Source organism: Mesorhizobium xinjiangense, from assembly GCF_009749525.1.
GTDB lineage: Bacteria > Pseudomonadota > Alphaproteobacteria > Rhizobiales > Rhizobiaceae > Mangrovimarina > Mangrovimarina xinjiangensis.
Window position 1 is genome coordinate 55,535 of sequence record NZ_WOAC01000017.1, and the last position, 26,963, is coordinate 82,497.

Below are 26,963 nucleotides of genomic sequence, written 5' to 3' on the forward strand. Positions count from 1 at the left end.
CGCCGCTTCGGCGCCTCGCAATCCTTATGAGCGCGTTCGCGCTCCGTTTCAAGTCCGATTCAGGAACGGCGGATTACTTCGCCAGTTCCTTCGCCTGCTCGCGCCAGTCGGTGATCTGCTCGGCGCTGAAGGGCATCGCCTCGTCGATCGTGGCGATGTCCTTGTCGCTCAGCTTCGCCACCTGCGCGAACTGGGTAATGCCCTGCTCGGCAAGCTGCTTGGCCGCGACCGGGCCGATGCCCTTGATCTTGGTCAGGTCGTCCGCCTCGCCCTTGGGCGCCGTGAACAGCGGAGCGGCGGCGGCAGCCTCGGCGGGCTTTGCCTGTGCCTTCGGCGCGGCCTTCTTGGCTTCCTTCGGTGCTTCCGGTGCTTCCTTCTTCGCGGCCGGCTTTGCGGCGGCCTTCTTCGACGGCTTTGCGCCATCCGTCAGGATCTCGGAGATCCGCACGGTGGTCAGAAGCTGGCGATGGCCGCGCTTGCGGCGCGAATTCTGGCGGCGGCGCTTCTTGAAGGCGATGACCGTCGGAGCGCGGCCCTGCTCGACCACTTCGGCCGCCACGCTGGCGCCGTCGACGAAAGGCGCGCCGATGGTGACCTTGTCGCCCTCGCCAAAGGCAAGCACGGTGTCGAGCTGGACGATATCGCCCACCTCGCCGGAAATCTTCTCGATCTTCAGAACGTCTTCAGCGGCAACGCGGTACTGCTTGCCACCGGTCTTGATGACTGCGAACATTTCTTGTCCTTCACTGTTCGGTCCGGCTCGTTAAGCGGCAGCACCGCCCGGCCGTCTTTTTGTCAGTCTGTTACGGGTTCCAGATCGGCTCACCGCCTACGAAATCGGTTCGCCGATCCAGCTTCTTGTTTCTTCGCAATTCCACACGGAGAACCGGTATCCGCTTCTCCTGGAATTGCTCCAACAACAAACGGCGCGGATGGCCCACGCCGGAAGCCTGCGCTCGTTAGCCGAGGAGGGCGCCGGAGTCAAGACAAGCGGCAAAATCGTCTCATTATTCTCTTGTTTCTGCCGGCCGCCTTCGCTATCTAGTGCGCCGCGCCTGAAACGGCCGACCACGACCTCGCGGAGAGGTGGCAGAGTGGTTGAATGCACCGCACTCGAAATGCGGCATACGGGCAACCGTATCGGGGGTTCGAATCCCCCCCTCTCCGCCAGCGAATTCATTCTGTCCTACGTCGCTGAATTCACTGAGTTTTCTTAATAGTCTCCTAAATTTGGTGCCCCACCGCGGTGCCCCAAAATCGCTCGTGCGTCGTTCAACTCTTCTGCGCTAGCGTGTGAGCAATATGGGGGATGAACCTTGGCTACCACACCGGATAAAAAACCAACGCTCGGGGAAAAAATCCTTGAGTCAGCCCCAGGCGTGTCTGCGCTGGTTGTAGCGATTAGCTTCGCCTTTGGAAGTGCCCAGCTCTTTGGGAAAACATTTGCGCTAGGCGTCTCGGCATCCGATTTTCTGTCGGTCAGCGATCTCGCAACCGCTACAGTTCGACATTCCCCATTTGCCATAATCATCCTGGTTGCGATGGTTTTGCTCGAACTGGTGCTTCCATCCGCTAGGAAGTCTGCACAAGATGAATTTCCGAGAGCTCATTACGGGATATTCTTTCTAACTCTTATTGCGGCAATGGTCTTCTTTTGGACTGTGCGCCCGTCATTAGCCGCACATTGGATACTCCTTCTATCGTTTCCGCTGTCCTTTTCTTTCCTAAAGATCACAAATTTTAAGGTGGACCAGGATGTGGTTCCGCCTTGGACAGGGCTGCTAGCACTCCTAATGGTTTTCGTTGGGCTTGGGTTTCTATCCAGCTATTCCGATACAATCCGTGACGTCACTGCTATGGGCAATAGAGCGCCCAAGGCCAAACATTCAATATGCTTCGAGGATCGCTGTAGGCCTGGGCTTTTGGTAGTGCGCTTTGCGGAAACCTCGGTCATTCGCTGGGTCCCCGAGGAGGGGCTGGACTATATCCCTAATAACCAAATTGCACGGATATCGATAGCTGAGCCGGTGGCGGATCGGCCAATATTCAACGTATGGGGCACAATCGCAGCCGGATGGAGTTGGTTACTCGCGCGAGCCGGTGGACAGTAGCTGCCCGCCAAGCGCCTACGATCATCCTGCCTGCACATGTCGCTCCAGGACCCTCTTAACCTGAGTGGCGCTCCAACGACCACCTCGGGAAGTCTTGACCCCCATTTCCTCCAGGGTCTCGGCAATGGCGGTGAGGGTCTGCCTCGCCTGCCGTAGGGGTCCGATGACCTTCATGGCCCGCTGTGCCTCCGCCCTGGCCTTTTCCTGGATAGCCGCATTGCGCTTCATGGTCTTATCCCTGAGGCCGCCCAATTGGACACCTCGCTCCTTTGCCGCTTTGAGTGCCGCCTTGGTCCGCTGAGAGATGAACTCCCGTTCTTTCTCGGCCAGGGCAGCGTAGAGGTGAAGCTGGAAGGGGTCCGCATTGGGCATGGATGCCACCTTGAGCCGGACCTTCTTGTCCTTGATAAGAGTGGCGATGAATGCCACGTCGCGGCTGAGGCGGTCCAATTTGGCTACCAGAAGCTCCGCCCCCGTGGCGCGGACGACCTTGATGGCCTCCGCCAATTGGGGCCTGTCGTCGCTTGCTCCCGACTGCACATCCTGGAAGCGCCCTATGACTTCCCAGGGAACCTCAGAGAAGCTCTCCAGGTAGATGCTGATGTCGCGCTCCTGGGCGTCCAGACCAAGGCCGCTCTTTCCCTGCTCCGCCGTACTGACGCGCGTATAGATGACGTACTGCTTCATGTCGCTAGCCCCCGTGCGATGGCATCAAGGGGAGTCTATGGGTGGAATTTACAAACGTCAATGATGGTTGTGCTTGTAAAGGCTCATTGAGTAGGTGGGTTTTGGGGCTGATTGAAGTGCCTCCAGGAACCCCGAGGGGTGGCACGGGGGGAAGCTCTACTACTGTCACGTAAATTGGAGATTTCGCACGGGCGGCCCTTTGAGCATTGCCGGGAACGGCCTAAAGTTGCAGCCTGAAGCAATAAGGGGCGGCGATATGCGGGACCTCGCTACGGCAGTCCAGGACGTTGAACATCTAGTCGAGATGCAGCCTGAGGAACTGGCCTCAACCCTAATTTTCCTGCTCAAGAAGCGGATAGACGGGGGACAGCAACGCATGGTGATATTAGGCAACTGCCTAAACGAACTGGGCACACGCGATAATCAGGGCAAGGTTCCATTCGAGGACCAATGGCGAGGGAAGGTAGAGGTCGCCGTGATTGAAGCGTGGGCGTGGCTGGAGGCGCAAGGTCTGCTTGTGCCCGTGCCCGGTACGAACGGACAAAACGGCTGGCGTAGATTGAGCCGACGAGCGGAGAGATTCCAGGATGAGAGAGATTTCTCTCAATACCTGGCAACCCGCTATCTGAGGAAGGAGCTTCTTCACCCCAAGATCGCCGCAAGCGTCTGGTCGGCGTTTCTCAGGGGTGAGTTTGACGTTGCCGTATTCCAAGCCATGAAGGCGGTCGAGACCTCCGTTCGGGAAGCGGCGGGGTACTCGGAGAGTGATTACGGGCTGGATATGGTTCGCCGCGCCTTTCATCCCGAAAAAGGTCCCTTGACGAGCAGCACCGCACCCAAGGCGGAGAGGGAGGCGCTCATGGCACTGTTCGCCGGTGCGATAGGCTCCTACAAGAATCCGCACTCGCATAGAGATGTCGAGTTGTCTGACCCAGTGGAGGCAATGGAGGTGGTCATGTTGGCAAACCACTTGCTTCGCATTGTGGACACGCGAACGGCAGATGAGGGGTCGGAGACATAGGTCTGGATATCGAAAAAGCATTGATGTCACACGGCTAACGAGGGAGGAGAGAGGGAGGGAGGGCCAACACCTCCGCTCCCCCTCAGGCTGCGCTGCCTATCGGTATCTCTTTCAGTCTAGGTCAATGCCTCGGCCTCAGGGCATTCCGTAGGGCCTTGGCACCGGGGCTCTTCTGAGTGCGCTCCTCCTTGCTTTTGAGGTAGGCGCTTCGGGCCTCCCGCTGGCGGGCCTTGAGGAGGTCCCTGAGTTCGGGATTCTCCCGGATGAGGGCCTTCTTGCCTGCCTCGCGGTACTTCCCGACGATCCGCCCGATGGCGTTGAGTCTGGTGCCCTTCACCCCGGCCTCGCCGTCTGGGAGGTCCTGGTAGGTGTCCGACCGGATGAGTTCCGCCAGGGCGGTCTTGAGGCTCTTGGCTCCTGGGGGATGTCCGGCCAACTCCTGGAAGCGGTCATAGGCCTGTCGTCCGCTCTTCAAGGCGATGTCCCGGAGGTCCACCCCTTCAAATTTGGGGTCCGGTCTTCCAATGCCGCCCCCGGTTTCCAGAATGATGCGGGTGTGCTCGGCCTCTACGATGTCGGCCTCGCTTGTCGTGCTCATGCCAATTCGTTTCCATACGGGGTCACCAAAGGCGTCCCTGGAGGGTGCGAGGGTCTCGGAGTAGCCGGGGAGGTTCTTCATCATGGTGTCGATGAAGCTGCGGGCCTCCCTCAGGTAGGGGTCAGGATTGAGGCCTCTGATGGCCGACGAGAGCGGGATGGTGTTCCCGGCTATCGAGCCCAGGTATCGCTCCCCCCTTGCGCCAGGATCGCTCAGCGCCTGGAGGGCTTGGTGGAGGTTGAGGAGGAAGGTCCGGTCGGTGAAGTTCTTCGCCAGCGCCAAGCCCAATGCCCCGATGCCTCGCTCAGCAGTCCCATGGTCCCCGTGAGGATCGTTGCGCATGATCTCCACAAGGTTCGCCACCATGGAGAACGCCATCCCTGCCGGGTCCAGGCGGCCAATGGGGACATAGCGCTTGCTGCCATCGTCAGCCTCCAAGACATAGGCGTAGGGCTGCCACCCGGTGGCGGCAAGCTCGCGCCTGAGGTTCGGGTCGGACGGTCCCGCCCCAGTGATCTTGCCGTCCAGGGCCAGGGCAGCGGCTAAGCCCATGAAGGTTGATCCGAGCGCCATCTGGCCAATGGCCTGCGCCTTCGCCTCCGGTCCCTTGCTCCCGAAGATCGCCTCCCGGAATTCCTTCTGGACGAGGTTGAGGCCGGGGGTCATCTTCCATCCATAGCGGAGCACGTTGATGGGGGTCTTCACGAATGGCAGCACGAAGGTGAGCACGGGGTGTCGGGAGCGGACCTGCTGGATGGTCGCCCCTGCGGTGCCCTGGAGGAGCTCCTGCTGGAATGTTGAGACCTGAGCTTCCTGGAGCGCCCCGGCATTGAGGGCTCGACCGGTAGCGGGGTCAATCGCCTTCTCCATCTCGCGACTGACATGGCCCCGGAGGTCGTCGCCCACTAGACCCATGGCGTTCGCTTTGGCAGCAGCCTCGGCCTGAACCACCGCCCGGTAGCGGAGCATCTTGAAGAACTCGTCCACCGCCCCCAGGGAGCGCGTCGGAAGCCCCACGATGGTCCGATAGTTGGCCATCTTCCAGGCATTCTCCACGATGTCCCAGACTCCATGGACAGGCTTCCAGGGGAGTGGCTGCTGCACGATGCCGGAGCCTCCCGCGCCGAAGTATTCCGTATTGTGGGGGTTGAGGATCGAGTCCCCACGCTTGAAGGCTTCCACCAAAGCCTCCCAGCCGTCCCCAAGGGCGGAGACCGTATAGGCGTATTCGCGGAGGGCCTGTTGCCGGAGAATGTCTCCGCCGCTCTTTGGCCCAAGCGCCAGAGACCCCAGGAGCTTCTCGGTGGGTCGCCCTGCCAGCATGAAGGCGCTGCTGGTGATATTCATGATGTGCGTGGGGTATGCGGCCGATCTTTACCTGTTCCTCGGGACCGGCACCGAAAAGCAGGCGGCTTAGGGTGGTCAGGTCCTCTCCGGCATCGTCCAAGGTGATGCGCTCGTAGATAGTTGGACGCTTGGCCCCGTTGGAGTCCGTCGCAATCGAGACCCCCGGTATCCGCGTTAGCTCGCAAGCTATGGCGAAGCCGATGGGGGAGAGCGTCATCGCTTTCACGTGGGTACGGCCCAGAGTGACAACGAAGGCCCCGCAGGAGGAGCCCTGTGTGACGGGTCCGCGCGACACAAACACGCGGGTCAGGACCCAAGCAGGAACAACCGCAAGGGCGGCATCGGGATCGGCAGCAAGGCGCTCAGGCGTCAAAAGCGGGGTGGTCTCAAAGGGCCTTGGGGTAGTCATGGTGGCATGTCCTTTCGTTGGCTTCAGGATGAGCCGTCTGGGAAAAGCACTCCGTGGCGGTGCCTCGTCGCGGCCATGTTGGCGGGGCCGGAGAGGAGCCTGATGGGGGTGCAGGGTGAAGGGTGCGGAGAGGACGTGACTGGAAGCCGTCACTGATCCTATCTCTCGAAGGAGGGGCTGCCTGGAGGGGCTGCCTGGAGGTGAGAGGGGACTATTCCTCCCTCCTCTCCTGGGCTTGGAGGAGCTACCTCAAGGCAGACACTCAAAGGACTGAAGGCAGGAAGCAAAGGAGGGGATGAGGAAACGCCCCTCCCTCCCCCGGTGGCGGATACTTAGAGTAGCTACTTGGAGTGTTCTTCTGGGAGCCGGGGATGATGGGGGAATACCTTCCTCATCCTCTCCTCTTGGTGTCCTGCCATGTGGCGGCTACCTAAAGTAGGGCTGCTGATGAATTGGGGTCTCGAAAGCGCCGTGTGACCATTCAAGTATAAGGCAATTGGCGGGCTACTCGGCGGCGGCCCGCCAGACACGCTCTCACATATATCTGGGTATTGCCGATAGGCGGGATTTCGGCGGCGTACGCCTCTCTCTAGTAACAGGGTATTAATGACCCTAAGTCATTGTTTTCTTTATGGCCCCGTGCGCATCCGTGTTGCCTAGACCATTTGTCGGAATCGTAGCGGCGTACGTCTCTCTCTAATAGCCACCTATTGATGGCCCTAAGTAATTGTTTTTATTGGGGCCACCATTTTGCCTCTCGACGCGGCCCATTCTGAGCCGTGCCTTGGCTGCCGCCCCCGTGCCCCCTCAAATGCCAGCCTATTAACTGCATGTTCCGCTAGCCTGCCCTGCGCAATATAAGCTCTAGCTGCGACACGAGGCCCCGACCCTTCGGCGTCAATGCGAAGACCTTCTTGCGGCGGTTGTCGGGGTTCTCCCGCGTTTCCACCAAGCCCAGGCCCGGCTTCCCGGTGCGGTACCCGTAGCCGAGATACCTCAAGTGCTGCGACACGGTGGTCGGCGTCATACTGCGTCCCCTCATCGTCCTTATGGAGCCGGTGACGCATCGCTTCCGCCTGGATAGGATCGTTGGATGCTAGGGCCTTTTCGGCGGCGGCGATGATTGCCTTGAGCCGTGCCACGACGGGCCATTTACGCTCGTCGGCTTCCTTGAGACTGTCGGTGTGGAGCGGGTGAGTGAGCTTGCCCCGTCCCACCAAATCGCGGACCCTAGCGGGCACCTTGACGCGGACGCGCCACTGTTGTCCGTGCCACTCCAGATATTGCTTTGGATTCGCCATTCCGCCCCTCGGTGCCCCAATATGGTGCCCCACGGTTGTGCTGGAAGTGGCTGAAAGTCAAGTGCTCAAAGGCGTCCGGTGGTGCGGGAGAGAGTGTCCCCCCCTCTCCGCCATTTCAATTGATTTTATTGACTTTTTCTCTATTTTTCACCGAATGACATAACGGTGGATGGCTGTATCCGGTCGCGTGGTTTTTCGATCTGTCAGCGGCATTTTCAGTGGCCGGCTTCTTTGGGCAACAGCAATCCATGCTATTTTTAACATGTCGGTGCTCTCACCTGCTCAAAGCCCCCTATGCCCATTCTAGAATATGACGAAACAAGGAGCCCGCCAATACGCTCGAAAGCGAAGCATTGGCGCCGCGCTTCATCCCGCATGGTTCGCCAGCGCTCAAATCGGCCGTCCGGCGAACGGTTTTCAGTGCAAAACAATAAGTCATTTGTGCGCCGGTGCCCTGCGCCCTACCTGCTCGACAGGTGGTGCTTCACGGCCCCTATCGGCTGATGCCGGGGCGTTTGCCCATCAGGCAGATGAAGCCGCTGCAGGATCGTGTCGTGCAAGGGATAAGGGAGCCTTTCATGAAGACATTAGGTCTGTTCGTTGCGTTGGCGCTGGCATTGACCGGCCAGGCCGGATTGGCGAGCGCCGATCCGTGGAAGAATGGAGGCGGCCATGGACGGTGGGAGCGGCACGGCCACCAGAAATGGCACAGGGAGACCCACCGCCATTACCGCGAACACCGCGGCGAGCGGCGCGGCCATTGGAAGGGTTATCGCGGCTACCGTGAATATCGCCCCGGCTACCGTCGCAACGACGATGGCTGGTGGTACCCGCTGGCAGCCTTCGGCGCCGGCGTTATTATCGGCAATGCGATCAACCAGCCGGCGCCCGGCCAGCGCTCCGCGCCGGCCTATCGCTCCGCCGGCAATGCCCATGTCGACTGGTGCTACAGCCGTTATCGGTCATATCGCGCCTATGACGATACGTTCCAGCCCTATCATGGTCCGCGGCGGCACTGTAACTCACCCTACAACTGATAAGTGTGAGAGTGAGCCGGCGTCAGGCGATTTCACCGCTGGACCGGATGCTTCGGCATTGGCAAGGAGTTCGGGCGACGCAGGTGAGGAGTTGAATGTCCGAGACAGGATCGAAGAACGCGGATCCGACAGTCCGGCCGCATAAGCGCTGGGGCCGGCTGTGGCAAAGGGTGCGCGCGACTGTGGCCGATCCGGCGGCCAACCTGCTGCAACTGCCCGTCCTGGGTGAACTGGCCGCTGCGGTCGTTCCGGCAAGGACCCCGCCGGTGCTGATCGCCTCGCTGCCGCGCGCCGGTTCGAGCTGGATCGGGCGCGTGCTCGGTGGCTCGCCCGGCGCGCTCTATCTGCGCGAGCCGATGACGCAGTCCTATCTGGACCATATCGGGCGGGCGAACCCGCCATTCTTCGAATGGCCGATGTGTCGCGACGGCGAGGCCTATGACCGTTTCGCCACACGGAGCTTTCGGGGTGTGCCGAGGTTCGGCGACACGGTCGTCCCGGATCCCGCCCAATGGTCGATCGGCAAGCGCCGCCAGCGCCAGGTGGTGGTGAAGGATGTCAATCCGCTCATCCTGGCACGGCTACATGAACGTCATCGGCCGAAGATCATCCTGCTCATGCGTCATCCGGCGGCAGTGGCGCGCAGCTTTCACGCGCTCGGCTGGACCGGCGACCAGTTCACCACCCGCTTTACGCCCGAGACTTTGGCGGCGTTCGACCGCGTGCATCCGCTGCCCTTGCAGGGCAATTTCTGGGAACAGGCCGGCGCTTTCCAGGCGATGGCGCAAAAGCTCGTCTCGAACCAGCTCGCCGGCGTCGATCATCTGATCGTGCGCTACGAGGATGTGTGCGCCGAGCCGGTGAGGCAATTCGAAAAGATGTTCGAATTCTGCGGATTGCCGTTTTCCGCCGACACGCGGCGGGAGATCGAGCAATCCTCGCAGGCGCAACCCGACTACCGGCCGGGGCGCTACGACACCAGGCGGCGCTCGCTCGACATGGTCGACCGGTGGAAAGGCGACATGGCGCCGGAGGACATCGAGAGCGTGCGGCGCAATTATCTTGCCTACCGGCCGGCCTTCTACGCCGAGCCGGCCGACTGGCCCGAGGCCGGAATGTCCGGACCGTACGTCTGACGCTCTCAGGAGCCGTGGAACGCGGTTCCGCGTCTTATATTCCGGCAGGACAAGGCGTTGGGTCGGCCCTACTGCACCAAAGGCGTTTCGGCCGCCTCCAATTCGACACCGGCAAGCTCGGCCCGGCCGGCCAGGATCGCGATATACTGGCGCAGCGCCTGTTCCTCGACGTTGGCCTGCAGCGTCTCGGCAATTTGGCCGCGCGCTTCCTCGAAGGGAAGATCGGCGCCCGGAATGTTCTGGTCCACGGCAACGATGTGGAAGCCGTAGCGCGTTTTTACGAGATGCGGCAGGAGGCCGATGGCGTCGATGCGGAACAGCGCATCCTCGAACTCCGGCACCATGTCGCCGCGCCCGATCTGGCCGAGATTGCCGCCCTGTTCGCCGGACGGGCAGTTCGACAATTCGCGCGCCAGTTCGGAAAAACGCTCCGGTTCGGCCAGAAGCGCGTTCAGCGCCTCCTCGGCGCGTGCCCGTATGATGGCGACGTTCACCGATGGCGTGACCTGGAACAGGATGTGCCGGGCATGGACGAGATCGCCGCTGCGGAACGCGTTCCTGTGCGCCTCGTAATAGCGGCGGCATTCGGCCTCGTCCGGCGTCGGCACCGCTACCTCCTCAGCCAGGAGATCCTCGACCGCCGCGTCCACTTCGGCGATATCGGTTATGGCGGCATCGAGAAATCCGAGTTCGACCGCCCGCTGGCGCAGCAATTCGCGTACGGCCGCGAACTGCGCGTCCGTTCCGGTCGCATCGACCTCCACGCCATTGACGTAAACGCTCATGACCGGATCGGCTCCTTGGCGCGGGTCTGCGGTGTGCGCACGATCTGGTAGGGGCGGAACAGATAGGCGAGCGCGCCGACGCCGCTCCAGATATGGATCATGCGGGTGAAGGGCGAGATCAGGAACAGCGAGAAGCCCAGGAAGATATGGAGCTTGTAGGTCAGCGGCGCGCCGATCAGGTAGCTGGATGCATTCATGTCGAGCGTCACGATGCCCTTCACATAGCTGGTCAGCGCCTCGAACAGCGCACCGTCCATATGTCCGGCCGACAGGGGCACCGTGAGCAGGCCGAGCAGAAGCTGCAGCCAGATCATGAAAACGACGGCGATGTCCCATTTGCGGCTGTTGAGGCGGATGCGCGGATCGCCGAGGCGCCGGTAGATCAGCATGGACAGGCCGACGATGGCGATCAGCCCGGCAATGCCGCCGACGACCATGGCGAGCAACTGGTGCGCAATGGGCGACAGGAAGGGCGACACCATCCAGTGCGGCGCGAGGAAGCCGGCGAAATGGCCGAGGATGACGACGATGACGCCGTAATGGAACAGGTTCGAGCCCAGCCGCAGCAGGCCCGTGCGCAGCATCTGCGATGAGTCGCTCTTCCAGGTATAGGGTTCGCGGTCGAAGCGGATGAGGCTGCCGAGCAAAAGCACGACGAGGCAGACATAAGGGTAGATCCCGAAGAGAAGCGTGTTGAGATAGGTATCGGACACGGCATTTCTCCCTTTCAAGGTTTCGGGCGATCGCCCGCCGGTTCGGCGAATGCCGGCTGCTCCGCCCAGTCGCGATCGAGCGCGGCGCGATCCTCCTTCACCGGCTTGATCTCGGCCGCGTTCACCGGTTTCTCTCCGGCGATCACCAGGAGCGCCTGCGGCACCGCCGCATAGCGGCTTTGCCGGGCAATCAGGGAGCGGGCGATGGATGTGAGGATGTGCGCGCAATCGGCCAGTATGTCATGGGCCTCGTCCATGTCGCGGCAGCTCAGATATTCGAGCAGCACCGGCAGGTAGTCCGGCAGTTCCTGGCCCACCAGATCGAAGCCGGCATTTTCGTAAAGCCGCTTCAGTTCCACCATGGCCGTGCCGCGGTCGCGGCTTTCGCCATGCAGATGCTCGAACAGATGCAGCGAAAGCGCCCGGCCGCGATCGAACAGGTCGACATAGCGCGCCTCGGCGGACAACAGGTCGCCTTCGCCCAGTTCGCCGATCAACGCATTGAGCCCGCGTTTCTCGCGTTCGCTGATGAGCGAGGAAGCATCCACGACGGCCGCGATATCGGGCAGGGCCGCGCGCATGTCGGCCGTGGGATAGGATAGCAGCGCGCTGAAGGCCTTGAACAGGATCATCGGCATGGCTTCAGGTGTCCAGCGGGCGTTCCGGGTGCAGCTTGCGCCGCCCCATCTTGCCGCCGAAGAGCGACGAGTGCGGCGGACCGAAATCGCAGCCATTGCCGAAGCTGAAGCCGCAGGAGCCCTTCAGGCCATAGGCGTCCTCGCTTTCTTCGCGGTGCCCGGTCGGAATGACGAAACGGTCTTCGTAATTGGCGATCGACAGGTAACGATGCATCTCCTCGACCTGCGCCAGGCTCAAGCCGGCCTGATCGAGCACCGCCTGTCCGTCGCCCTCGCCGAGCTGGCGCTGGCGGTAGTGGATGCGCATGGCGAACAGCCGCTCCAGCGCGGTCACGATCGGCCCTTCGGCGCCCGCCGTCAGCAGATTGGCGAGATAGCGCACCGGGATCCTGAGCGAGCGCACGTCGGGAATTTCCCCGATCGAATCGATCGCACCGGTGTTGGCATGTGACTGGATCGGCGAAAGGGGCGGCACATACCAGACCATCGGCAGGGTGCGGTATTCGGGATGCAGCGGGAAGGCGACGCGCCAGTCGACCGCCATCTTGTAGGTGGGCGAGCGCTTGGCCGCCTCGATCCAGGCATCGGGCACACCGTCGGCGCGCGCCTGGGCCTCGACCTCCGGGTCGTTGGGATCGAGGAAAAGCTTGAGCTGTTCTTCGTAAAGATCCTGCTCGTCCTCGACGGAGGCAGCCTTTTCGATGCCGTCGGCATCGTAAAGCAGGACGCCGAGATAGCGGATGCGGCCGACACAGGTTTCCGAACACACGGTCGGCTGCCCGGCCTCGATGCGCGGGTAGCAGAAGATGCATTTCTCGGCCTTGCCGGAGGTCCAGTTGTAATAGATCTTCTTGTAGGGGCAGCCCGACACGCACATGCGCCAGCCGCGGCATTTGTCCTGGTCGATGAGGACGATGCCGTCTTCCTCGCGCTTGTAGATCGAGCCCGACGGGCAGGAGGCGACGCAGCTCGGGTTGAGGCAGTGCTCGCACAGCCGCGGCAGATACATCATGAACGTGTTTTCGAACTGGCCGTATATGTCCTTCTGCACGGCCTCGAAATTGTAATCCTGCGACCGCTTGTCGAACTCTCCGCCGAGGATCTCCTCCCAGTTCGGGCCCCATTCGATCTTGTCCATCGGGCGGCCGGTGATGAGCGAGAGCGGCCGGGCGACCGGCGTCGTCGGCAGTTCCGGGGCCTGCTGCAAATGCTCGTAGTCGAAGGTGAAGGGCTCGTAATAGTCGTCGATTTCCGGCAGGCGCGGATTGGCGAAGAGTTTGGCGAGGATGGAAAGCCTGCCGCCCTGCTTGGGCACGATCTTGCCGTTCTTCTTGCGGGTCCAGCCGCCGTGCCAGCGTTCCTGGTTCTCCCAGTCCTTGGGATAGCCGATGCCGGGCTTGGTCTCGACATTGTTGAACCATGCGTATTCCATGCCCTGGCGTGAGGTCCACACATTCTTGCAGGTGACGGAGCAGGTGTGGCAGCCGATGCACTTGTCGAGATTCATCACCATGGCGATCTGGGCGCGGATCTTCATGACGCTGTCTCCTTATGGGCCGGATCGACGGGATTGGAGTGGTCAAGCCAGTCGACCCGGTTCAGCTTGCGCACGATGACGAACTCGTCGCGGTTGGAACCGACCGTGCCGTAATAGTTGAAGCCGTAGGAAAGCTGCGCATAGCCGCCGACCATATGGGTGGGCTTAAGCACGGTACGGGTGACGGAATTGTGGATGCCGCCGCGCTGCCCGGTGATCTGGGAGCCGGGCACGTTCACGATCTTTTCCTGGGCATGATACATCATGCACATGCCGTCCTTGACGCGCTGGCTGACCACCGCGCGCGCGGCAATTGCCCCGTTGAGGTTGAACAATTCGATCCAGTCGTTGTCGACGATGCCGGCGCGCTTGGCGTCCGTTTCGGAAATCCAGACGATCGGCCCGCCGCGCGACAGCGTCAGCATCAGGAGATTGTCGGTATAGGTCGAATGGATGCCCCATTTCTGGTGCGGGGTGATGAAGTTCAGCACGATCTCCGTTTCGCCATTGCCGTGCGTGCCGAGCATGGCGGCGATGGTGCGCGTGTCGACGGGCGGGCGATAGAGGGCGAACGCCTCGCCGAAATCGCGCAGCCAGCGATGGTCCTGATAGAATTGCTGGCGGCCGGTGATGGTGCGCCAGGGGATCAACTCGTTCACATTGGTGTAACCCGCCGTATAGCTGACATGCTCGCTCTCGATGCCGGACCATGTCGGCGAGGAGATGATCTTGCGCGGCTGTGCCTGCAGGTCGCGGAAGCGGATCTTTTCGTCCTCGCGCGTCCCGGCCAGATGGGCGTGATCGCGGCCGGTTACCGCGCCAAGCGCGGACCATGCCTTGACCGCCACCTCGCCATTGGTCTCCGGCGCCAGATAGAGGATGGTTTCAGCAGCATCGATATCGCTCTCGATGCGCGGACGCCCATGCGTCGGTCCGCCGTCGTTGACGCGATAATTGAGATCGCCGAGGCCTTTCACCTCGGTTTCGGTGTTCCAGGCAATGCCCTTGCCGCCATTGCCGAGCTTGTCGGCCAGCGGGCCCAGTGCGGTGAAACGACGATAGGTGTTGGGATAGTCGCGCTCGACCATGACGATCTGCGGTGCGGTGAGGCCGGGTACGAGATCGCATTCGCCCTTTTTCCAGTCCTTGACGTCGAAGGGCTGCGCCAATTCGGCCGGCGTATCGTGCTGGATCGGCGTTAGCACCACGTCCTGCTCGACGCCGAGATGGCCTTCGGCGAGCTCCGAAAAACGCTTGGCAATGGTCTTGTAGGTCTCCCAATCGCTGCGCGCCTCCCACACCGGATCGACCGCCGCCGAAAGCGGGTGGATGAAGGGGTGCATGTCGGAGGTGTTGAGATCGTTCTTCTCGTACCAGGTGGCGGTCGGCAGCACGATGTCGGAATAGAGGCAACTCGTCGACATGCGGAAATCGAGCGTGGTGACGAGATCGAGCTTGCCTTCCGGTGCAGGATCGCGCCAGGCGACGTCGGTCGGCTTTGCGCCATCGGTCTCGCCCAGATCCTTGCCCTGCAGGCCATGCCGGGTGCCGAGCAGATGGCGCAGGAAATATTCGTGCCCCTTGCCCGACGAGCCGAACAGGTTCGAGCGCCATATGAACAGGTTGCGCGGGAAATTGGCCGGATTGTCCGGATCCTCGCAGGCCATAGCGATGGCGCCGGATTTCAGGCCCGCCACGACATGATCCTTGACCTCCATGCCCGCCTTCTTGGCCTCGGCGGCAAGCCTCAGCGGATTGACGCCGAGCTGCGGCGCCGAAGGCAGCCAGCCCATGCGCTCCGCCTTGACGTTCATGTCGATGAAGGTGCCGCGATAATCGGTCGGATCGGCCAGCGGCGAGAGCATTTCGGCAACGTCGAGCTTCTCGTAGCGCCACTGGTCGCTATGGGCATAGAAGAAGGAGGTGCCGTTCATCTGGCGCGGCGGCCGTGCCCAGTCGAGCGCGAAGGCGAGCATGGTCCAGCCGGTTTGCGGGCGCAGCTTCTCCTGCCCGACATAATGCGCCCAGCCGCCGCCGGACACGCCGACCGTGCCGCACATCATCAGCATGTTGATGATCGAGCGGTAGTTCATGTCCTGGTGATACCAGTGGTTCATGCCGGCGCCGATGATGACCATCGAGCGGCCCCTGGTCTTTTCGGCATTGTCGGCAAAGCCGCGCGCCACGGTGACGGCATGGTCGGCCGGCACGCCGGTGATCGTTTCCTGCCATGCCGGCGTATAGGGCACGTCGTCGTCGTAGGATTGCGCCGCGGTGCCGCCGAGGCCGCGGTCGAGACCGTAATGGGCGCACATGAGGTCGAAGACGGTGGCGACATGCGCCTCGCCTTTCGCCAGCTCGATGCGCCGCACCGGCACGTTGCGAACCAGCGTGTCGCCATCCTGGGCGTTGGCGGCGAAGTATTCATGCGGCCGGCCACCGAAATAGGGGAAGGTCACGGAGAGCGTTTCGTCGTGGCTGCCGAGCAGGGAAAGGGCCAGGCGGACGTCCTCGCCGGTCTCGCCATCCTTCGGCTCAAGGTTCCACTTGCCCCTGGGCTCCTTGTCCTTCGGCCATCGGTAACCGATGGAACCCTGCGGCACGACCAGTTCGCCGCTTTCGGCCTCGACGGCCATCGTCTTCCAGGCGGCGCTGTCGGCTTTCGGCGCGCGCGGCAGGTCGCTGCGGCGCAGATAGCGGTCGGTCACCCAACGCTCGCCGTCGCGCCGCATCATCACCAGCATGGGCAGATCGGTGTAGCGGCGGCAATAGTCCTGGAAATACGGCACCTGCCGGTCGAGGAAGAATTCCTTCAGGATCACGTGGCCCATGGCCATGGCGAGCGCGGCGTCCGTGCCCTGCTTGGGGTGGAGCCACAGATCGGCGAACTTGGCGACCTCAGCATAGTCCGGCGTGACCGCGATGACGCGCGTGCCGTTATAGCGCGCTTCGACGAAGAAATGCGCATCGGGCGTGCGCGTCTGCGGCACGTTGGAGCCCCAGGCGATGATGTAGCCGGAATTGTACCAGTCCGCCGATTCGGGAACGTCGGTCTGCTCGCCCCAGGTCTGCGGGCTGGACGGCGGCAGGTCGCAATACCAGTCGTAGAAGGAAAGAAGCGTGCCGCCGATGAGGCTGAGATAACGCGAGCCCGAGGCGTAGGAGACCATCGACATGGCCGGGATGGGCGAGAAACCGACGACGCGGTCGGGCCCGAAGGTCTTGATCGTGTAGACATTGGCGGCGGCGATGATCTCGCTCACCTCGTTCCAGTTGGATCGCACGAAGCCGCCGCGACCGCGCATCGACTTATAGGTCTTGGCCGTCTCGGCATCCTCCACGATCGAGCCCCAGGCTTCCACCGGGGCGAGCGTCTTGCGCGCCTCGCGCCACGCCTTGATCAGACGGCCGCGCACCATGGGGTATTTGATGCGGCTGGCGCTGTAGAGATACCAGCTGTAGGAGGCGCCGCGCGAACAGCCGCGCGGCTCATGGTTCGGCATGCCGGGGCGCGTGCGCGGATAGTCGGTCTGCTGCGTTTCCCAAGTGACGAGGCCGCTTTTGACATAGATCTTCCAGGAGCACGAACCCGTGCAGTTCACGCCGTGGGTGGAGCGCACGATCTTGTCGTGCTGCCAGCGCTCGCGATAGCCTTCCTCCCAGATTCGATCCTCGTCGCGCAATTCACCAAGGCCGTCGGCGAAGGTGCCGCGGCGGCGGGCAAGATAGGTCATTCGATCGAGAAAATGGCTCATTGCGCGGCCTCCCTTTTCGCCGGCGGCATAACCAGGTTGCGGCTGTCGTGGCCCATGACCGGCGTCCTGCGCACCTCGGTCAGATAGTTGAGCATCAGCGATACCGAGACGATGCCGTAGAGCAGCATGAAGCAGCTCGAATTGAAGCCGAGCCAGTCGAGCAGGCCGCCGAACATGATGGGCAGCAGAAAGCCGCCGAGGCCGCCGACCATGCCGACCAGCCCGCTGACGGCGCCCATGTTCTCGGGAAAGTCATTGCCGATATATTTGAAGGTGGACGCCATGCCGAAGGCGAAGGCCACGCCGACCACGAACAATAGCGGAGTGAACAGCCAGGGCGACAGCGCGATGGTGAAATTGCGTGATCCGTCGACCGTCCGGATGGCGAAATCGGTATGCGGATAGGAAAGCAGGAACAGCGCAAACCACGCAGCCCACAGCACCCACCACGTCACATTGTGGGCGCCGAAGCGGTCGGCCATGGCGCCGCCCACGGCACGCAAGGCGCCGCCCGGCAGTGAGAAACAGGCGGCCAGCAGTGCTGCCGTGCCGACGGCAAAGCCGTATTCACGGACGTAATATTGCGGCATCCAGATCGACAGTGCGGTGAAGCCGCCGAAGACGATCGAATAGTATTGGCAGTATTTCCACACCCGCCGGTCCCTTATCACCGCAAGTTGTGAACGGAACGACGCGGTGCTCTTGCCGGCGCCGGGATCAGGCGCGGCGAGGAACCAGAAAACCACGGCCGTGATCAGAAGGACAACGGCATAGAAGCGCGGTACGGCCTGCCAGCCGAAGCCGTTCATCAGCACCGGCGCGATGAACATGTTGAGCGCCGCGCCGACCGTGCCGGCACCGAAGAAGCCCATGGCGAAGCCGCGCCGCTCGGCAGGAAAGAACCGGGCGACATAGGGTGTGCCGACAGAGAAGGAGGCGCCGACAAGACCGAGTGCCAGCCCCAGGAGCAGGAATTGCCAGAGCGCCGTGGCATAGGAGGCGAGCCAGAGCGGCACCGCGCAGACGACCAGCAGCAAAAACATGATGATGCGGCCACCGAAACGATCGGTCCAGATGCCGAGCGGCAGGCGGAAGATGGATCCCGTCAGCACCGGCGTTGCCGTCAGCAGGCCGAATTCGGTGGAGCTGAGTTGCATCTCTTCGCGCAGCGGAATGCCGATGACGCCGAACATCATCCATGCGGCGAAACAGACGGTGAAAGCCCAGGTTGTGATGAACAGGACGACATAGCCGCGTCTTGCGCTATCTGGCATGCAGATCCCCTTTGCCTATGCCCGCCCGAAAGGGTGAAGCTCTGGGTTGCGAATGACTGCACGACGAGATCAGGACCGGTCACCTGCCGCCCATTTCGAACGCGCGGCAACCGTCAGATCAACGACACGCATATTGCAACCCATGATCTTGTTTGGCAACCATCACGAAAGTCCGCAATGAAGTATTTCGTTCGCCTTTCCAGTCGTCGTCCGTGGCTATGGCGGCCAATAGTATTTTGTGTCAAATAAACTTGAGAATGATATTCATATAATTATTGGATCGGTATTGCGGCACTCTCGGATCACGATCCGGAGCATGCCCGAAGCGGCGGCCATGATCGTATGACCGCGTCATTGCAATTGCGCCTTCGCCGGCTACGATCGGAAGGTGTTGCCGCGTGGGAGCATCGCGAGGGCACCCGGATCTCGGCAAGGACTGCCGAAATCATGATCGCATCACCATCCATGAAAGGCCGGACCATGAAAATCTCACGCGCAGGGTCGCAACCATCGGCGAAAGGGCCGGCGGACTGGTTCACCGGAACGGTTCGCATCGATCCGTTGTTTGCTGCCGAGGCGCCGGGCCGAGCGAACGGCGCGGCGGTCACCTTCGAACCCGGCGCCCGCACGGCGTGGCATACCCACCCGGCCGGTCAGACGCTGATCGTGACGGCGGGTGTGGGACGGGTGCAGTGCGTTGGCGGTGCCATCGAGGAAATTCGCCCCGGCGACGTTGTCTGGTTTCCCGCCGGGGTCAAGCATTGGCACGGTGCCGCACCCGACGTCGCCATGACCCACATCGCCATTCACGAAGCGGTCGACGGCTCGACCGTGACGTGGATGGAGAAAGTCACGGACGAGGAATACCGGGACTGACGGCAAACCGGAATTGCGAAGGAACGCGTGCCTGGACTTCAGGCCGTGTCGACGATTTCGAAATCATGGGTGATCGCGGCCGTCTTGGCGAGCATGGCCGAGGCCGAGCAATATTTCTCGATCGACAGGTTGATGGCGCGTTCGACCTTGGCGGGTGCGAGATTGCGCCCCTTGACCACGAAATGCATGTGGATGCGGGTGAACACTTTCGGCTCCGTGTCCGCCCGCTCCGCATCGAGCTCGACGACACAGTCCTCGATCGCCTCGCGGCCCTTTTCGAGGATGTGGACCACGTCGAAGGCCGAGCAGCCGCCGGTGCCGATCAGCACCAGTTCCATGGGGCTCGGCCCGGGTGTCTGTCCCTCCGCTCCGTGCGCCGTTCCCAGCACAAGCTTGTGGCCGCTGCCCGATTCTCCGACGAATGTCCGGTCCTCGACCCATTTGATGCGCGCCTTCATCGATCCACTCCGTCATGCCGTCAGTGTTTTTGAGGGATGGTTGTCTGCCACCGGCCCGATGTCCCACCCTGTAGGCCGGGATGCCGGAAAACGGAAGACGGGATTTCTGCAGACCAAGGGAGACGATGTCCGGACGCCGGCGCTCCAGCGCGCGTTCGCTTCAAACGGTTACGTTTGAGCGGCACAAGCTCTAAAGGGGCCGGCAGACACGAAGGGCCTTACGTGTCCGCCGGCTGAAATACGAGCTCCAACAGTTCGTAGACCCTCGAAAATTCGAGGGCTGCGCACGATATTGCTACAATACCCACAGTGGTGGCAACAGCATCTTTGACATTGGCCCAAATCCGCACGGCGCGCCAATACGGTTAGCCGATCGTTAATTGTTGGCGCCTAATATACCCGCGACACCGTTAGCGGGGCATTGAAGGGTGGATCAAGGGCAAGACATGGGAACCGGACGCGCGGGTCCGGAGGAGAAGGAGCGCGCGGATCGGCTTGCCGCGGCGCTCGAACGGCGCGCCGTTGCCGATGCGCTCATCAATACGGTCCAGGAGCCGATCTTCGTCAAGGACGCGGATTTGCGCTTCGTTTTCGCCAACCAGGCATTCGCCGATCTGTTTGGCACGACGTCCGACGCCATCGTCGGCGGGACGGCGTCGGACATTCTCGGCGCGGCGAACGCCAAGGCGTTCGAGGCCAGCGAGCGCAGCGTGCTCGAGACCGGCCAGCCCTATGAGGTGGAAGAGGCGTTCGAGCAGGAGGGCAAGCGCTGCTACCGGATCGTGCGCAAGCACCGGCTGACCCTGGGGGGCGGCACGCATTTCGTCGCCTGCTCCCTGGTCGACATGAGCGAGATGAAGCGGCGCGAGGAAGAGGCCGAGGCCACAAGGAGGCAATTGGCCGAGGTGCTGGAATCGCTTCCCGCCGGCGTCGTCATCTATGACAGCGACGACCGGTTCGTGCTTTCGAACCGCAAGACGCATGAGATCATGGCCCAGTTCGCCGACCTGATGGCGCCGGGGCGGCCCCTGCGCGACGTCGTCGAACGGGCCCATGATCTCGGTTACTTCAAGGTGACGGGAGACGCCGAACTCGACGCACTTTATGATACGGACCGGGAAGAGTGGGTCGCGCGCTATCTGGCCCGCTACCAGCGCCGTCAGGCCGTGTTCGAACGCGAAACCCAGGACGGGCGCTGGCACCAGGTGCATGACACGCGCACCGAAACGGGGCTCTATGTCGGCGTCAGGGTCGATATCACGGAGCTCAAGCAGCGCGAGCAGGAATTGCGCGAAGCCGAGCAGCGCGCCGTGCTGGCGGACCGCGCCAAGTCGGAATTCCTGGCCAATATGAGCCACGAGATCCGCACGCCGATGAACGGCGTCCTGGGCATGGCGGAGTTGCTGGCCAAAACCGAACTCGACGCCAAGCAGAAGACGTTTGCCGACATCATCATGAAATCCGGCAACGCGCTCCTGACGATCATCAACGATATCCTGGACTTCTCGAAGATCGATGCCGGGCAGCTCGTGCTCGATCCCGCGCCCTTCAACCTGGCCGAGGCGGTGGAGGATGTCGCGACGCTGATGTCGACCCGGGCCAAGGAAAAGGACCTCGAGCTGATCGTGCGGGTCGAGCCGGGCCTGCCGCAGGTGCTGGTGGGGGATGCCGGCCGGTTCCGGCAGGTCATCACCAACATCGTCGGCAACGCGGTCAAGTTCACCGATACCGGCCATGTGCTGATCGACGTTTCCGGCACATGCGAGGCCGATGAGGCGCGGCTTTCCGTCTCCGTCACCGATACCGGCATCGGCATCCCCGAGGACAAGCTGGCGCAAGTCTTCGAAAAGTTCAGCCAGGTGGATTCGAGCTCGACGCGACGTCACGAGGGAACCGGGCTGGGGCTTGCGATTACCTCGCGGCTGGTCGAGCTCATGGACGGCACGATGGGCGTTGAAAGCACGCCCGGGGAGGGATCCACCTTCCGCTTCGAGATCAGCCTGCCCGTGCACGGCCAGGGCGAAGCGTCAAAGGCGACGCCGGTCGACGTCACCGGAGCGCGCATCCTCATCATCGACGACAATGCCGTGAACCGCGACATCCTGATGGAGCAGATGCGTTCCTGGAGCTTCGACGCCTGCGCGGCCGAGAGCGGCGCAGAAGGCCTGGCGGTGCTGAAGGCGGCGGCGGATATGGGCGTCGGCGTCGACTGCATCGTGCTCGACTATCAAATGCCCGGCATGTCGGGTGCGGAGACCGCGGGCGCGATCCGTGCCATGCCGCAATTCGCCGGCACGCCTATCATCATGCTGACCTCGGTCGACCAGTCCTTGCCGACGGCGCAGCATCGCCACCTCGGGCTTGCCGCACAATTGCTCAAGCCGGCGCGGTCGTCCGTCCTTCTGGAAGCTCTGGTGACGGCGATCCAGAAATGCCGCGGCGGCATCGGCGCCGAGCCTGCGGACCCGGCATCGCAACGACAGCGGCCCGAGGACGTGTCCGACGGTCAGGCCGCTAACGGCGCACCGGAACCGGAAACGGCAGCGCCGGACGAGGCCGCCGGCAATCCCTCGCGCCGGCTCGACATTCTCGTTGCCGAGGACAATGAGGTGAACCAGCTCGTCTTCTCGCAGATCCTGCAGCAGACGCCTTACACCTTCGAGATCGTGCGCAATGGTGCACTGGCGGTGGACGCGCAGGCCGAAATGCGGCCGGCGATGATCCTGATGGACGTCTCAATGCCCCAGATGAACGGTCTGGAGGCGACGGCCGCGATCCGCGCCGCCGAGGCGGACGGCGGCGGTCGCGTGCCCATCGTCGGGGTCACGGCGCATGCGCTCAAGGGGGACAGCGAGCGCTGTCTCTCGGCCGGAATGGATGACTACCTGCCCAAGCCCATCAGTCCCGATGCGCTTTTGCGCAAGGTGGAGAAATGGATGGCGGGAACCGGGGCGCCCGACGCCGAGGCCGCCGCGCGCCGCCATGGTGCGATCGCGCAATAGCGCCAGGTCGTCGTTGACCACATACTGCCATCCTACCGTTGGCTTGGAATGCCACTCCGGGCAGGATGAGCGGCGGCAGGCTGGAATTGGCATCGCGAGCTCCAACCGATCTTGTTCCAAACAAAGCCTGCCGACCAGTGCGCGATCTTTAGCGCCGTGCTCTCCTGCCCGTTTTTTTTCGCCTCGTGCCAACCTCGCAATTAGCCGCATAAATTTTTGGCCAAAGCTCCAAGCGGCTGATCCGCCGGGATGAATGCCGCCGGCTATTGTCCTGCCGACGATGCCGCCGGTGACGGTCCCGTTCCGGCGTCAAGCGGCCGACATATAACTGTCATCCAACTGTAACATTGGGATTCTAAGGCACTCCCGGCCGCTGGTTCTCGGGGCGGCATCATCGAATTTTTGACAGGAGTAGGCCAGATGAACAAAATTCTCCTTACGGGGTCGGTGGCGGCGGTCGCGCTGGCTGCGTCCGTTGGCTATGCGGCAGCGCGCGATCAGATCAAGATCGTCGGTTCGTCCACCGTTTTCCCCTACAGCCAGGCGACGGCGGAAGAATATGCCAACAAGACGGGCAATCCCGCGCCCGTCGTCGAATCGACCGGCACGGGCGGCGGCTTCAAGGTGTTCTGCGGCGGCGTCGGTCCCGACTTTGCCGACATCACGGGCGCCTCGCGCGCCATCAAGGAATCCGAGGTGAAGCTGTGTGCCGACAACGGCGTGACCGACATCACCGAAGCCCTGATCGGCTATGACGGCCTGTCCGTCGCCGTGTCGCGGGCCAACGAGACCGACTTCGACCTGTCGGAGGAACAGATCTTCAAGGCGCTCGCCGCCGAACTGCCCGACGGCAATGGCGGTTTCGTCGCCAACCCGAACAAGAAGTGGTCCGACGTCGATGAATCGCTGCCGGCGACCGACATTATCGCATTCGGTCCTCCGCCCACCTCGGGTACGCGCGACGCCTTTGTCGAGCTCGTCATGCATGACGGCTGCGCCGACCTGCCGGGGATGGCCGAGCTCAAGTCGGCCGATGAGGACAAGTGGGAAGAGGTCTGCTCGCGCATGCGGCAGGACGGTCCCTTCGTCGAGGCTGGTGAGAACGACAACCTGATCGTGCAGCGCCTGGAAGCCGACCCGAACTCCGTCGGCATCTTCGGCTACTCCTTCCTCTACGAAAACAGCGACAAGCTGAAGGCGGTGAAGATCGAAGGCGTCGCGCCGACATTCGACACCATCGCCGACGCTTCCTATCCGGTATCGCGTCCGATCTTCTTCTACGTGAAGAACGCGCATAGGGACGTCATTCCGGGCATGAGCGATTTTCTCGCCGAATATATGTCGGATGAGGCCCTCGGCCCCGACGGCTACCTCGCCGAGCGCGGGTTGACGCCGCTTTCCGACGAGAAGCGCGAAGAAGTCCAGAAGGCGGTTCTCGAGGGCAAGAAGTTCGGCTCTTGATCCGTTCGGCACAAATGCGGCCGCCCTTTGGGCGACCGCCACTTTTCCAGCGCATCGGCCCGAAGATCGGAATCGATTCTTGCAAGCACGATGCGCAGATCATGGCACGCAGCGTCCAAGGCACGGCCAGAAGGCCGCGCGGCGCTGTAGGTGAGGGGTCGGCATGGCGGGCTATCTGATCGGATTTCTGGTGCTGGCGGCCGGTCTGGCCGCGCTGACGAGCATGCAGCGCGCGCGCCGCTCGCGTGACGCGGCGGCCGATAAAGCGCATTCGCGTCCGATCTATCATGGGCTCAATGCCGCCATCTGGACCGGCGTTCCCGCCTTCGTATTCCTCATTGTCTGGCTTATGGGCCAGAACAGCATCATCAACAGCCTGGTGCTGGCGAGCTTTCCTGGAGCGGACGCGCTTTCCGGCGCCGAGAAATCACTGCTTATCAGCGAGATTCGCCAGGTCGCCGCCGGCAACATCTTCAAGGAGCCGACGCCGGAAATCCTGGCCGCCGTCGATCACCTGAAATCGCTGCAATCGATCGCCGTGTGGATGATGGTCGCCGTGGTCGCTGCCGCTGCCTCAATCGGCGCCTTTTTCGGCTACAGGGTGATCGAGAGCCGTTTCCGCGCCCGCCACAGCGTCGAGCGCTCCGTCACCTGGTTCATGATGTTTTCCTCGCTGGTCGCCATCCTGACGACGGGCGGCATCGTGGCATCGCTGCTTTATGAAGCGCTGCAGTTCTTCGCCCGGGTGCCGGTGACGGAGTTCCTGTTCGGCCTGCGCTGGGAGCCGCAGATCGCGCTGCGGCCCGACCAGGTCGCGGGGCTCGGCGCCTTCGGCATGGTGCCGGTGCTGTTCGGCACCTTCGCGATCTCGGCGCTGGCGATGGCCGTCTCGGTGCCTGTCGGCATCCTGTCGGCGGTCTATCTCACCGAATATGCGGGGGAGCGCTTTCGCGCGGTGGTCAAGCCGCTGCTGGAAATCCTCGCCGGCATACCGACCGTCGTCTACGGCTTCTTCGCCGTGCTCACCGTCGCCCCGATCGTGCGCAGCCTCGGCTTGAGCCTCGGCCTGGAAGCCGCCCCCAACAGCGCGCTGGCCGCCGGCGGGGTGATGGGCGTCATGCTTATCCCGTTCATTTCCTCGCTTTCCGACGACGCCTTTGCCGCTGTGCCGCGCGCCATGCGCGACGGCTCCTACGCGCTCGGCGCGACGAAGGGCGAGACAATTCGCAAGGTCCTGCTGCCTGCCGCCTTGCCGGGCATTGTCGGCGGCGTGCTGCTTGCGTTGAGCCGCGCGGTCGGCGAGACGATGATCGTGGTCATGGCGGCCGGCCTCATCGCCAGGATGACGGTCAATCCGTTCGAGGCGGTCACGACGGTGACCGTGCAGATCGTGACGCTTCTGATCGGCGACAGCGAGTTTGACAATCCGAAGACGCTGGCCGCCTTCGCGCTCGGCTTGGTGCTGTTCCTCATCACGCTGGGCCTGAACCTGATCGCCCTGCGCACCGTGCGCAAATACCGGGAGAAATACTGATGGCCGCCCAGGCAATCACAGGCCACGTCGACTGGAAGTCGGACGCCATGCAGGCGCGGCGCAGGGCGCGTTACGCCGCCGACCGGCGCCTGCAGATCTACGGCATGGTCGCCATCTTCTTCGCCCTCGGCTTTCTGGCGATCCTGGTCGGCACCTTGAGCTTTACCGGGTACCGGGCCTTCGTCCAGACGACCGCGACGGTGGAAATCGACCTTTCGCAGGCCGACATCGACCGAGGCGACCTGATGGGCGCGAACTGGCGCAACATCGTGCGTGACGCGCTGCGCCAACAGGTCGGCGACATACCTCGATCCGATCAGCGCGACTATTTCAACATCTTCACCTCGTCCGCGCCCTTCCTCGTGCGCGACAAGGTGATCGCCGACCCGGACTTGCTCGACGGCACGGCGCGGTTCAGCATTCCGCTTTCCGACCCGCTCGACCAGCTCGCCAAAGGCCAGATCAACCCAGATTTGCCCGAAAACCAGCGCCGGGTGAACGACCGGCAGATCGAATATTTCAACCAGTTGCAGGCGAAGGGGCTGATTGCGCAGCCGTTCAACTGGGGCCTGTTCTTCAACGCCGACAGCCGCTTTCCGGAACTGGCCGGTCTCGCCGGCGCGATCTCCGGGTCGTTCTGGGCGCTGCTCGTCTGCTTCGTGATCAGCTTTCCCGTCGGCATCGCGGCGGCGATCTATCTCGAGGAATTCGCGCCGAAGAACCGCCTGACCGACATTATCGAGATCAACATCAACAATCTGGCCGCCGTGCCCTCCGTCGTGTTCGGCCTGCTCGGCCTGGCCGTGTTCCTCGGCTGGTTCGGATTGCCGCGTTCGGCGCCGCTGGTGGGCGGAATGTGCCTGGCGCTGATGACCCTGCCGACGCTGATCATCGTCACGCGCGCCTCGCTCAAATCGGTGCCCTCGTCGATCCGCGAGGCGGCGCTGGGCATCGGCGCCTCCAAGCACGAGGCAATCCTCCACCACATCCTGCCCTTGTCGATGCCGACGATCATGACCGGCACGATCATCGGCCTGGCGCAGGCCCTCGGCGAAACCGCGCCGCTCCTGCTCGTGGGCATGAACGCCTTCATCACCAGCCCGCCGGCCGGCATCTTCGAGGCGTCGACGGCCCTGCCGACGCAGATCTATATCTGGGCCGACAGTCCGGAGCGCGGTTTCGTCGCCAGGACATCCGCCGCTATCCTGGTGCTGCTGGCCTTCCTGGTCGTGATGAACGCAATTGCCATATTCCTCAGGCAGCGCTTCGAGCGCCGCTGGTGA

The 26,963-nt window shown here is 62.7% G+C and carries 19 protein-coding genes, 1 tRNA gene and 1 pseudogene; 10 read left to right on the plus strand and 11 right to left on the minus strand.

Features of this window, described 5'->3' with window-relative positions:
* Window positions 1–73 precede the first annotated feature (73 nt).
* On the minus strand, window positions 74–733 hold the full coding sequence (locus GM909_RS18135; RefSeq protein WP_157018441.1) for a 50S ribosomal protein L21: 660 nt from the start codon (window positions 731–733) through the stop codon (window positions 74–76).
* A 347-nt stretch (window positions 734–1,080) separates the two neighbouring features.
* On the opposite strand from GM909_RS18135, the gene GM909_RS18140 reads away from it, so the two are divergent.
* Both GM909_RS18140 and GM909_RS18145 read left to right on the plus strand, forming a co-directional pair.
* Window positions 1,081–1,170, plus strand: a tRNA-Ser gene (locus tag GM909_RS18140).
* Between the two features lie 146 nt (window positions 1,171–1,316).
* A complete protein-coding gene (locus GM909_RS18145; RefSeq protein WP_157018443.1) occupies window positions 1,317–2,111 on the plus strand; it encodes a hypothetical protein in 795 nt (264 codons plus the stop codon).
* Between the two features lie 21 nt (window positions 2,112–2,132).
* Here the strand turns inward: GM909_RS18145 and GM909_RS18150 are convergent, their stop codons facing one another.
* Window positions 2,133–2,798 (minus strand): recombinase family protein, encoded by a 666-nt coding sequence (locus GM909_RS18150; RefSeq protein WP_157018445.1) that lies wholly within the window; start codon window positions 2,796–2,798, stop codon window positions 2,133–2,135.
* 226 nt (window positions 2,799–3,024) lie between these two features.
* Between GM909_RS18150 and GM909_RS18155 the strand changes: the two genes are divergently transcribed.
* Window positions 3,025–3,819: a TIGR02391 family protein gene (locus GM909_RS18155; protein WP_198174303.1), complete on the plus strand. Its 795-nt coding sequence runs from the start codon at window positions 3,025–3,027 to the stop codon at window positions 3,817–3,819.
* 121 nt (window positions 3,820–3,940) lie between these two features.
* On the opposite strand, the gene GM909_RS18160 is transcribed toward GM909_RS18155, so the two are convergent.
* Window positions 3,941–5,764, minus strand: coding sequence for a hypothetical protein (locus tag GM909_RS18160; RefSeq protein WP_157018447.1), 1,824 nt, complete (start codon window positions 5,762–5,764; stop codon window positions 3,941–3,943).
* Between the two features lie 1,128 nt (window positions 5,765–6,892).
* The gene (locus GM909_RS26510) at window positions 6,893–7,474 is read right to left on the minus strand and encodes a DUF6538 domain-containing protein (protein ID WP_407941318.1); all 582 of its coding nucleotides are present in this window, start codon (window positions 7,472–7,474) and stop codon (window positions 6,893–6,895) included.
* Window positions 7,475–8,052: 578 nt separating this feature from the next.
* Between GM909_RS26510 and GM909_RS18170 the strand changes: the two genes are divergently transcribed.
* Window positions 8,053–8,511, plus strand: a complete 459-nt coding sequence (locus GM909_RS18170) for a BA14K family protein (protein WP_157018449.1) — start codon at window positions 8,053–8,055, stop codon at window positions 8,509–8,511.
* Between the two features lie 95 nt (window positions 8,512–8,606).
* On the plus strand, window positions 8,607–9,647 hold the full coding sequence (locus tag GM909_RS18175; RefSeq protein WP_157018451.1) for a sulfotransferase: 1,041 nt from the start codon (window positions 8,607–8,609) through the stop codon (window positions 9,645–9,647).
* A gap of 68 nt (window positions 9,648–9,715) precedes the next feature.
* Here GM909_RS18175 and GM909_RS18180 read toward each other — a convergent pair whose 3' ends face one another.
* From GM909_RS18180 to GM909_RS18205, 6 genes are read right to left on the minus strand one after another with little or no spacing between them, the layout of a single operon-like run.
* Window positions 9,716–10,432: a peptidylprolyl isomerase gene (locus GM909_RS18180; protein ID WP_157018452.1), complete on the minus strand. Its 717-nt coding sequence runs from the start codon at window positions 10,430–10,432 to the stop codon at window positions 9,716–9,718.
* Window positions 10,429–11,145, minus strand: a complete 717-nt coding sequence (narI, locus tag GM909_RS18185; protein WP_157018454.1) for a respiratory nitrate reductase subunit gamma — start codon at window positions 11,143–11,145, stop codon at window positions 10,429–10,431. Before narI ends, GM909_RS18180 begins: the two co-directional genes overlap by 4 nt.
* 14 nt (window positions 11,146–11,159) lie before the next feature.
* On the minus strand, window positions 11,160–11,783 hold the full coding sequence (gene narJ, locus GM909_RS18190; RefSeq protein WP_157018456.1) for a nitrate reductase molybdenum cofactor assembly chaperone: 624 nt from the start codon (window positions 11,781–11,783) through the stop codon (window positions 11,160–11,162).
* 4 nt (window positions 11,784–11,787) lie between these two features.
* A complete protein-coding gene (gene narH / locus GM909_RS18195; protein WP_157018458.1) occupies window positions 11,788–13,320 on the minus strand; it encodes a nitrate reductase subunit beta in 1,533 nt (510 codons plus the stop codon).
* Window positions 13,317–17,075, minus strand: coding sequence for a nitrate reductase subunit alpha (locus GM909_RS18200; RefSeq protein ID WP_157018460.1), 3,759 nt, complete (start codon window positions 17,073–17,075; stop codon window positions 13,317–13,319). Before GM909_RS18200 ends, narH begins: the two co-directional genes overlap by 4 nt.
* Window positions 17,072–18,349, minus strand: coding sequence for an MFS transporter (locus tag GM909_RS18205; RefSeq protein ID WP_157018462.1), 1,278 nt, complete (start codon window positions 18,347–18,349; stop codon window positions 17,072–17,074). The genes GM909_RS18200 and GM909_RS18205 overlap by 4 nt, the downstream gene beginning before the upstream one ends.
* A 480-nt stretch (window positions 18,350–18,829) precedes the next feature.
* Between GM909_RS18205 and GM909_RS18210 the strand changes: the two genes are divergently transcribed.
* Complete coding sequence (locus tag GM909_RS18210; RefSeq protein ID WP_157018464.1) at window positions 18,830–19,225, plus strand: (R)-mandelonitrile lyase; 396 nt, start codon at window positions 18,830–18,832, stop codon at window positions 19,223–19,225.
* Between the two features lie 38 nt (window positions 19,226–19,263).
* Here the strand turns inward: GM909_RS18210 and GM909_RS18215 are convergent, their stop codons facing one another.
* A complete protein-coding gene (locus GM909_RS18215; protein ID WP_157018466.1) occupies window positions 19,264–19,683 on the minus strand; it encodes an OsmC family protein in 420 nt (139 codons plus the stop codon).
* Between the two features lie 470 nt (window positions 19,684–20,153).
* Here GM909_RS18215 and GM909_RS18220 point away from each other — a divergent pair.
* The 4 genes and pseudogenes from GM909_RS18220 to pstA form a co-directional block, all read left to right on the plus strand.
* A pseudogene (locus GM909_RS18220) lies at window positions 20,154–22,685 on the plus strand (response regulator); the annotation flags it as partial.
* Window positions 22,686–23,105: 420 nt separating this feature from the next.
* The gene (locus tag GM909_RS18225) at window positions 23,106–24,146 is read left to right on the plus strand and encodes a substrate-binding domain-containing protein (protein ID WP_157018470.1); all 1,041 of its coding nucleotides are present in this window, start codon (window positions 23,106–23,108) and stop codon (window positions 24,144–24,146) included.
* A 163-nt stretch (window positions 24,147–24,309) separates the two neighbouring features.
* Window positions 24,310–25,680, plus strand: coding sequence for a phosphate ABC transporter permease subunit PstC (pstC, locus tag GM909_RS18230; protein ID WP_157018472.1), 1,371 nt, complete (start codon window positions 24,310–24,312; stop codon window positions 25,678–25,680).
* A complete protein-coding gene (gene pstA / locus GM909_RS18235; RefSeq protein WP_157018474.1) occupies window positions 25,680–26,963 on the plus strand; it encodes a phosphate ABC transporter permease PstA in 1,284 nt (427 codons plus the stop codon). The genes pstC and pstA overlap by 1 nt, the downstream gene beginning before the upstream one ends.